Source organism: Blastomonas sp. CCH1-A6, from assembly GCF_001556365.1.
GTDB lineage: Bacteria > Pseudomonadota > Alphaproteobacteria > Sphingomonadales > Sphingomonadaceae > Blastomonas > Blastomonas ursincola.
On record NZ_LSIS01000420.1, the window covers coordinates 1 to 8815 of the forward strand.

Genomic DNA, 8815 nt, shown 5'->3' on the forward strand with positions numbered 1-8815 from the left:
ATGCAGCCCGGTGACCACACCCCAAATTACACCTCATTGACGGACGTGACCCAAGGAGAGACCCATGTCGGCTCCTGAGTTTGCCGATGAACCACCGCAGTCAGACCGATTGAGCGCTTATGATGAGCGCCACCTTGTCACCTATCTTCGCCTGCTGGATGCCGAAAAGGACGAGGCATCATGGGAAGAGGTGGTTTCGATCATCTTCGCCATCGATCCTGCCAGTGAGCCGGATCGCGCGCGAAGGGTCTATGATACCCATCTCGCCCGCGCCAGGTGGATGACGCAACACGGCTACAAGCACCTGATGGTCCCGCGAACCCAATAAAACCGGGCATTTAGCACCAATCTGGCGCAATCGATTGTGCCTTGCCGCGGGGGAGCCCGGAACTGACTCGAGCACTTCTCTCGTCACGGCTCCGACGTGATCGTTCGACTCCAAAAAAACCTCATAGGAGAGGTGCGATGGAGAAGCCGCCCGACTGGCGTTCGGAGAATTACGCCAAAGCGTTTGAAACCTATGACCGCGCGGATTTCGCGCAGGAGTTTCTTCGCCGCAATCCCGACTATCGCGACCAATATGCTGAAGCCGTTGACGCTGCGCCACTCGCGCTGAGTCGTCTGGCCCGGCACTGGGGGTTGGTCTTTCGCTGCGGACCCTGACCTCCCGGCCCACCATCTCCCGATCATCTGGCACCCATCTACCGCGGCCAGCGTCATCCTTTTGCGCCCGGCTCCTTTCCCTTGCGACGGCTGCAGCCAAGCCGAAATTGTCGGAAGTATGAATATCGCGGCCGAGCACCGTGATGAGGAAGGGCGGCATCTCGTCCTCTCGACGGGGAAGCGCCGCTACCGCCTGAATATTTGCGGCGAGACAACAGAAGCCGAGCCGCTCGCCTATGTTCTTCCGGGCGACGCATTTTGGGAAACACGGAAGGCCGCCGTTTCCGACTTTCATGAGCATTGCCATCTCGGACATGTGAAGAAGCTCCCGTTCTGCCTTGCGCCCGGTCCGTCAGAGCACTGGCGTCTGGTCCAATGGCTTCGGTTGCTCGATGCGCTGTCCGGCGGTGCAACCATGCGCGAATTGGCCATCGAACTTATCGCCCGCGATGCCGGGCGATATTCGGCCGCCGAATGGGACACGTCGAGCGAGCGCAAACGGATTGCTCGCTGGCAGCGACAGGCGCTCGCCATGCGCGACGGCGGCTATCTCGCCCTGTTGAGCGGCCACTGATCGGGACATTCGGCAGCCACGCCCTATGTCCGTTCACCCAAGTCCCTGAAAATCTCAAATCTCGCCTCCTGCTCGCCGGGCCAACCCCTTGTGTCCGGCACTTCACAGGAGACGTTTCATGGATGGAGATTTCGTCCCGGTATTCCCGCGCTATGTCAGGACGCCCGATGCTGCCGTGCATTTGGGTCTCTCAGCCCGCACGCTTGAAAAGCATCGTTGCTATGGGACGGGGCCGGCCTTTCACAAACTTGGTCGGCGGATTGTCTATGCCATAGTCGATCTCGATGCCTGGGCGCAAAATGGTCGCCGCAATTCAACATCCGATCCCGGACAAGGCATTTGCCTGTCAGCACGACCGGTGCGCCGCTGATGCGTTCGGTGAGCCCCCAGCAACAGCTCGACCTGTTCTACTCGATGCCCGGTGACATTGCCGCACGCGATGCGCAGGATCTGATGTCCTGGCCCTTCTTCAGTCTTGCCAAGTCGCGGCGCTCCGCGCCGATCGACTTCGCAATGGGGGCCACATGGATCTCGGTCGAAGCCGTGGCCGAGCACGGCATGGCGACCATCTGGGATGCCGACATTCTGATTTGGGCGGCGAGCCAACTCGTCGAAGCGCGCGACGCAGGCCGCCCTACATCTCGGCACATCGCCGCCCGTCCGCACGAGATTTTGACCTTCATCGGGCGCGGGACGGGCAAGGACCATTATGAGCGGCTGCGCGCAGCGCTCGACCGCTTGCAATCGACGACCGTTGCCACGTCGATCCGCCAGCAACACCAGCGCCGACGCCACCGCTTCTCCTGGATCAACGAATGGCGGGAGACACTCGACGACCGTGGCCGAGCCGTTGGCATCGAGCTCATCCTGCCCGACTGGTTCTATGCCGGTGTGCTCGATCGCGGCCTGATCCTGACGATCGACCGCGCCTACTTTGCGCTGACTGGCGGCGTCGAGCGCTGGCTCTACCGTATCGTGCGCAAGCATGGTGGACATCAGCGCGGTGGCTGGAGCTTCGACGTTCCGCACCTTCATCTCAAATCAGGTGCGCTTTCGCCGCTCAAGCAATTCGCATTCGAGCTGCGGACCATCGTCCGGCGGCAGTCTCTCCCGGGCTACCATCTGAGCCTTGAACACAGCTTCGGCCGCGAGCGGCTGATCTTCAAACCCATCCCCGTCGACCCGTTCGTTGCCGCTGCCCGGCGCGTCGGTTTCCCTGTGGAGAAGTTGGCATGACATTCGGCCTATCAAAAACCGTCGGACTCGGCCCATCGGAAACCCGATCCTCGGCCTATCGAAAACCGGGACCATGCGGAAACCCGCAGAAATCTGCGGCAAATCGGCGCTCCTCTAACGATGCTAATAGAAAAGAATCCTTCGGATTCTTGCTAACCCTTTTGCCGCCTGTGGATAATCTCGGTGCGACGGGCCTGCTCAACGTCCGCGTCAAGCTTGTCGGGTTCGCGGTGGCAGGAGCGCGGCCATGAGCGAGCCAACTGCGCAGCGGCACAGCTCCTCGCAGACCATCAGGTCAGCAACAGCCAGCGCCCTGACCGAGGTCGAAGTGACCTGGATCGAGAAGCGCTACGAACAATGGATCCGCTTCGGGCGCATCGCGGCAGACACGATCATCAACCGCCGCACGCGCGTCATCGCCTTCCGTCCCGGCGCGGTCTTCGCCTTCGTGCGCTGGTCGTCGAACGACTATGGCACCATCCATTCGTGCATCGACATCGTGACGGCAGTGGCACCGGGCGAGGCCTACACGACGTTGCGGTTTGTCCGTCCCGGCGCTGACATTCTGCTGCACATCGAGGGCTGGCCCAAGGTCGCACAGGTGTTGCAGGCCATCGATGCGGTCGAAGCCGCCGGTGTTGATCCGTGCGACGCATCGCCCGATCACTGGCGCCACGTCGGCAACCGGCTGAATGCCGGAATGCCGTTCAGGGCTTACACAGCGGAGCGGCACGCGGCCTGGCTCCGGCGCAAGGCGCTCGAAGCATGAGCCGCCGCCGCTATGTTCGCGCCACGATACTGTGGGCAGCCCTGTTCAGCGCCGGGTTCTCAGCAGTCGCCATGCTGTCGCCGCGACCGCGACTGATGTGGAACGCGAGCGCCAGTGCGCCCGTCGGCCTCTATCGCCTCGAGAGCGACACACGCCCAAGGTTTGGCGAACTGGTCGCCATTGTGCCCCCGGCTGCGACCGCGCGGATGATGGCCGAGCGCCACTATCTGCCAATCGGCGTGCCGCTCATGAAACATGTCGCGGCCTTGCCCGGGCAATGGGCGTGCCGCGCCGGCGCTGTCGTCTCGGTGGACGGCAAGCGTGTCGCCATAGCCAAATCGCACGACAGAATGGGTCGGCCTTTGCCAAGCTGGCAGGGCTGTCACCGTGTTCGGACAGACGAATTGTTCCTGTTGAACCCGGCGCCCGACAGCCTTGATGGGCGCTATTTCGGCGCTCTGCCAGCAGCCGGTCTTATCGGCACGGCACACCCCATCCTTACCCGTGATGCACCTGACCAGCCCCTGCGCTGGAGAGGCTTTGGTGCATCCGCCGCTTCCCCAACCACCAACCAGGAGCACAGGCCATGATGATCGGCGTCTTTCATTCCGCGCAGGACAGTTTTACCGGGCAAATCCGGACCCTCACGCTCGATGCTGTCGTGACGCTCGTCCCGGCTCCATCGAACGACAGCGACAATGCACCCGACTGGCGCGTGCTGCTCGGCGATGCCGAAACCGGCACTGAAATTGGTGCTGGCTGGAACCGCACAGGCGAGCGCGCCGGTGCCTTTGTCGCGGTGCAGATCGACGACCCGGCCTTTGCCCATCCTCTGCGCGCCAACCTGCTTCGATCCATGTCCCGTGACGACGAGCATCACCTGCTCTGGTCGCGTCCGACCAATCGCGATCGGAAATAGGCCATGACCGTTGCTTCGCTTCGCCGTCGCAGGTGTTCCGTAGTTCGGATTGCCGTTCGGCTGCGCCTTCACCTTCTCCTTCCCGGCACTTGTTTCGCTCTCGGCTTGGCAGCGGCGACTTCTCCGGTTGCCGCAGTTGCGACGGTGCCTGACCAGTTTGCAGAGCATCCTTATGCGCCGCATGTCGCAGAGGCATCGCAGCGCTTCGGCATTCCTGAGCTCTGGATATGGGCGGTAATGCGGGCGGAAAGTCGCGGCAATTCGCGTGCGGTTTCGCCTGCCGGAGCCATAGGGCTGATGCAGATCATGCCCGGCACTTGGTCTATGCTGAGCGCGCGGCATGGCCTTGGCTCTGACCCGTTCGATGTGCGTGCAAACATCCTTGGAGGTGCGGCCTATCTGCGCGCCATGTGGGATCGGTATCGCAATGTCAGCTTGATGCTGGCGGCCTACAATGCGGGACCAGGCCGTGCCGATGACTATGCTGCCGGTCGTCGCAGTCTTCCGGCAGAAACCGTCAACTACGTCGCCCAGATCGCGCCAAGTCTTGGAATGGCCAGCATCGCTTCGCCTGCTGCCATGCCACCTGCCAATGCTCATCCCTGGCGTCAGGCTACATTGTTCACACCGCGCGGGGATGGAGAAGCGAGCAGCAATGACGGTACGGCCGATGTGCAGCCACAGCGCACCCAGCTTACGTCGCCGTCGGCCTCTTTGCCGTCACCGAACCCCGCGCCGCACCCCCTGTTTGTGTCGCTTTCACCGCGAAATCAGTGATGGGTTACACCAGCGCATCTCTGACGGTTCGGGCGTCGTGTCGGAAAGGTACGGCGGGGAGGCGTGTGTTTGAGCGACAGGGCAATTTTGGAGGGCAAGATAAAAGGAGTGCCAGCACCTGGCCCTCATGTGGTTGTTGTAGTGTGATAATTTCGTATGGCACCGGACATAACCGGCCATACAATGTTTCCCACGCGCCCGGAAATCTGCCGCGCAATCGTCTGGCACCTTCAAAATGAGCCGCGACGACAATGAATTTCGGGTGCGGCCGGGAAGAAGCAGGGACAGCGGTGCAGCCTCTGGACGGCGAAGCCAGAAGCTGGCGGCTCAGGTCCAGCGCGCCGCCAACAAGGCGGGCCATGCGGGTTCACGGCGAGCGGGTCTGAAACGCGGCAGCGGTAGCGGCAAAGCCGCGCGCGGGCGTCGGACGGTTGCCGCGATGCGCCGCACACCTGGCCAACGCCGCGTTACTGTCATGGCGCGCATCGCTCGCCATAAAGGTGCGCATTACCGCGCCGCACCGCTGGCAAAGCACATCAAGTATCTTGAGCGTGACGGCGTGTCCCGCGACGGGCGCGATGCCTCGATGTTCGATGCCCAGACCGACAGGGCTGATCGGGATGCCTTTGCAGGGCGTTGCGAAGATGACCGGCACCACTTTCGTTTCATCGTCTCGCCCGAAGATGCCGGGGACATGGAAGACCTGCGCAGCTTCACCCGCGAATTGATGGCTGATGCAGCCAAGGATCTGGGCACCGAACTGGACTGGGTCGCCGTTGACCATTGGAACACCGACAATCCGCACATCCATGTGCTGGTGCGCGGCGTTGCCAGCGACGGCGCCGATCTTGTCATTGACCGGGGCTATATCAGCGAAGGGCTGCGGTTCCGGGCGGAAGAGCGGGTGACGCTCGAACTGGGGCCGCGCACCGAGCTGGACATCCGCACCGCGCTCGCACGCGAGGTCGATGCCGAGCGCTGGACCAGTCTTGACCGGCAGCTTGAACGCTTGGGTCAGGATACCGCAGGCCTTATCGATCTGCGTCCAGGCGGCGACGCCGATCCCGAAATGCGCCGGCTGCTTCTGGGCCGCGCCGCCAAACTGGAACAGCTGGGACTGGCCGCGCGCGAGGGGCCTGCGGTGTGGGCTCTGGAGCCCGGTGCCGAAACCACATTGCGCGATCTTTCGGTGCGCAACGACATCATCAAGACGATGCACAATGCCATGAGCCGCGACGGCGGGCGGTTTGATGTATCGGCATTGGCCCTGCATCAGGACGTTCCAAGCGAACCGGTCATCGGACGCCTGGTCGAACGTGGCCTCCACGACGAACTGACGGGCAGCGCCTATGCCATCGTCGACGGTGTCGATGGCCGCACGCACCATCTGCGGTTCAAGGACATGGAGATGACCGGCGACGCCAAACCCGGATCGATCGTCGAACTGCGCTCATGGGAGGATGCCAAAGGGCATGACCGGCTGTCGCTCGCCACACGATCAGACATACCCCTCGAGGCACAGATCAAAGCGCCCGGCGCGACGTGGCTTGATCGCCAGCTTGTGGCCCGCAATCCCGTAGCAACGGGCAATGGTTTCGGGCGCGAGGTGCGTGATGCCTTAGATGCCCGCGCCAGCCATCTCGAAACGCAGGGGCTAGCCCGTCGTCAGGGCCAGCGGGTAACCCTTGCTCAGGATCTCGTCGGGACGCTGAAGAATCAGGAACTGACGGCCGCCGCTCAGGCCATCGCCGCGCGCACGGGACTTGAGCAAAAACCGTCGGGCGCAGGCGACTATGTCAGCGGCATCTACCGGGAGCGGGTGACGCTGTCGACAGGCCGCTTCGCGATGATCGACGAAGGGCTGGGCTTCCAGCTCGTGCCTTGGCGCCCGGCGCTCGATCAGCACCTCGGCCAGCACATCACCGGCACCATGTCGCCGGGCGGTTCTGTTGACTGGGCCTTGGGCCGCGGACGCGGGATCAGTCTGTGACCCTCATTTACCCCCTCATCAGGAGTAACTTTCAATGAACGCCACCCGCATTCTCTGGGGTCAGGTCATCGCCGTCATCAGCGTCACCTTGCTTGGCATCTGGTCTGCCACCCAATGGACGGCCCACGCCCTTGCGTACCAATCCGAGCTCGGCCAGCCCTGGTTCTGGCTTGGACCTTGGCCGATCTATCCGCCCTATGCCTTCTTCTGGTGGTGGTTTGCGTTCGACGCCTATGCACCACAGATCTTCCAGACCGGCGCTTTCATCGCGGTCTCGGGTGCCATGGCCGCCATAGTCATCGCGATCGCCATGTCGGTGTGGCGCGCACGGGAGGAGAAGCAGTCAGAGACCTACGGTTCCGCACGCTGGGCGACCGACAAGGAAATCCGCAAGGCAGGTCTCCTGAAACAGGATGGTGTGGTGATCGGCTCGCACAAGAACCGGTATCTGCGGCACAATGGCCCTGAGCATATTCTCTGCTTTGCGCCGACACGTTCCGGCAAAGGCGTCGGTCTCGTAATCCCGTCGCTGCTCGCCTGGCCGGGCAGTTGCATCGTCCACGATATCAAGGGCGAGAACTGGGATCTGACGGCGGGCTTTCGCGCGCGGCATGGCCGCGTCCTGCTGTTCGATCCGACCAACCCCGAATCCAACCCTTACAACCCGCTGCTCGAAGTCCGGAAGGGCGATTGGGAAGTGCGTGACGCCCAGAACATCGCCGACATATTGATCGATCCAGAAGGGTCACTGGAAAAGCGCACGCATTGGGAGAAGACCAGTCATTCACTGCTCGTCGGCACGATCCTGCACGTCCTTTATGCCGAGAAAGACAAGTCACTGGCCGGAGTCGCTGGCTTCCTTTCCGATCCGCGCCGTTCGATAGAAATCACGCTGCACCGCATGAAGACGACCCCGCACCTGGGTAAAGACGGTGTTCACCCCGTCGTGGCTGCCGCAGCACAGGAACTGCTGAACAAGTCTGACAATGAGCGGTCTGGCGTCCTGTCGACGGCCATGTCGTTCCTCGGCCTCTACCGCGACCCTGTGATTGCGCAGGTCACCGGAGCCTCAGACTGGCGCATCACCGATCTTGTCGATTCAGCGGCACCTGTGTCGCTCTACCTGGTCATTCCTCCTTCCGATATCAGCCGGACCAAGCCACTCGTGCGCCTTATGCTCAATCAGATCGGTCGCCGTTTGACCGAAGAGCTGAGAGCCAAGGGACGCCGGCAGCGCGTGATGTTCATGCTCGACGAATTCCCGGCTTTGGGGAGGCTCGATTTCTTCGAAAGCGCCCTGGCCTTTGTTGCAGGCTACGGGATCAAGGCATTCCTGATCGCGCAGTCGCTCAACCAGATTGAAAAAGCCTACGGATCGAACAACGCCATTCTCGACAACTGCCATGTCCGCGTCGCGTTCGCGGCCAATGATGACAATACCGCCAGCCGCGTTTCCAATGCACTCGGCACCGCGACCCAGATGCGGGCAATGAAGAATTATGCCGGGCATCGCCTCTCGCCATGGCTCGGCCATATCATGGTCTCACGTACTGAGACCGCGAGGCCGTTGCTGACCCCCGGCGAAGTTCAGCAATTTTCTGAGCACGAGGAGATAGTGCTGGTGGCCAGCACTCCGCCGATCCGCGCGGAAAAGGCAAAATACTTTCTCGACCCACGGTTTCGCGCGCGTCTTCTACCGGCACCCACCCCGAAACCGCTGCACCCGAAAAAGCGGCCAAAGGACGACTGGTCTGCGCTCGCACCCATTGCGGCACCGCTGCCGACCAAACCAGCCCAGGCCGAAGCGAAAAGCTCCGAACAGCCGCCTGTTGATCAGCCAAAGCCGGATGTGCCGTCAGATGCCGATGGGGCCGAATCCGAAAATGA

At 62.3% G+C, this 8815-nt stretch carries 11 protein-coding genes; all 11 read left to right on the plus strand.

The window, feature by feature from the left end; all coding sequences use genetic code 11:
* Positions 1–64 precede the first annotated feature (64 nt).
* Complete coding sequence (locus AX735_RS18945; protein ID WP_066283448.1) at positions 65–328, plus strand: DNA -binding domain-containing protein; 264 nt, start codon at positions 65–67, stop codon at positions 326–328.
* A 137-nt stretch (positions 329–465) separates the two neighbouring features.
* On the plus strand, positions 466–663 hold the full coding sequence (locus AX735_RS18950; RefSeq protein ID WP_066283450.1) for a transcriptional regulator domain-containing protein: 198 nt from the start codon (positions 466–468) through the stop codon (positions 661–663).
* Positions 664–781: 118 nt separating this feature from the next.
* Positions 782–1237 (plus strand): DUF2285 domain-containing protein, encoded by a 456-nt coding sequence (locus tag AX735_RS18955; protein WP_066283452.1) that lies wholly within the window; start codon positions 782–784, stop codon positions 1235–1237.
* A 118-nt stretch (positions 1238–1355) separates the two neighbouring features.
* Positions 1356–1607 carry a helix-turn-helix transcriptional regulator gene (locus tag AX735_RS24600; protein ID WP_006964014.1) on the plus strand — a complete coding sequence of 84 codons (252 nt, stop codon included), beginning with the start codon at positions 1356–1358 and terminating at the stop codon, positions 1605–1607.
* Positions 1607–2473 (plus strand): replication initiator protein A, encoded by an 867-nt coding sequence (locus AX735_RS18960; RefSeq protein WP_066283456.1) that lies wholly within the window; start codon positions 1607–1609, stop codon positions 2471–2473. The genes AX735_RS24600 and AX735_RS18960 overlap by 1 nt, the downstream gene beginning before the upstream one ends.
* A 247-nt stretch (positions 2474–2720) precedes the next feature.
* Positions 2721–3242, plus strand: a complete 522-nt coding sequence (locus AX735_RS18965) for a DUF2840 domain-containing protein (RefSeq protein ID WP_082751203.1) — start codon at positions 2721–2723, stop codon at positions 3240–3242.
* Positions 3239–3832 (plus strand): S26 family signal peptidase, encoded by a 594-nt coding sequence (locus tag AX735_RS18970; protein WP_066283458.1) that lies wholly within the window; start codon positions 3239–3241, stop codon positions 3830–3832. The genes AX735_RS18965 and AX735_RS18970 overlap by 4 nt, the downstream gene beginning before the upstream one ends.
* Complete coding sequence (locus AX735_RS18975) at positions 3829–4161, plus strand: DUF736 domain-containing protein (protein ID WP_066283463.1); 333 nt, start codon at positions 3829–3831, stop codon at positions 4159–4161. The genes AX735_RS18970 and AX735_RS18975 overlap by 4 nt, the downstream gene beginning before the upstream one ends.
* A gap of 144 nt (positions 4162–4305) precedes the next feature.
* Complete coding sequence (locus AX735_RS18980) at positions 4306–4938, plus strand: lytic transglycosylase domain-containing protein (protein WP_066283466.1); 633 nt, start codon at positions 4306–4308, stop codon at positions 4936–4938.
* A gap of 235 nt (positions 4939–5173) precedes the next feature.
* The gene (locus AX735_RS18985; RefSeq protein ID WP_066283469.1) at positions 5174–6928 is read left to right on the plus strand and encodes a relaxase/mobilization nuclease domain-containing protein; all 1755 of its coding nucleotides are present in this window, start codon (positions 5174–5176) and stop codon (positions 6926–6928) included.
* Positions 6929–6962: 34 nt separating this feature from the next.
* A partial coding sequence (locus AX735_RS18990; protein WP_066283471.1) for a conjugal transfer protein TraG occupies positions 6963–8815 on the plus strand: 1853 nt, incomplete at its 3' end.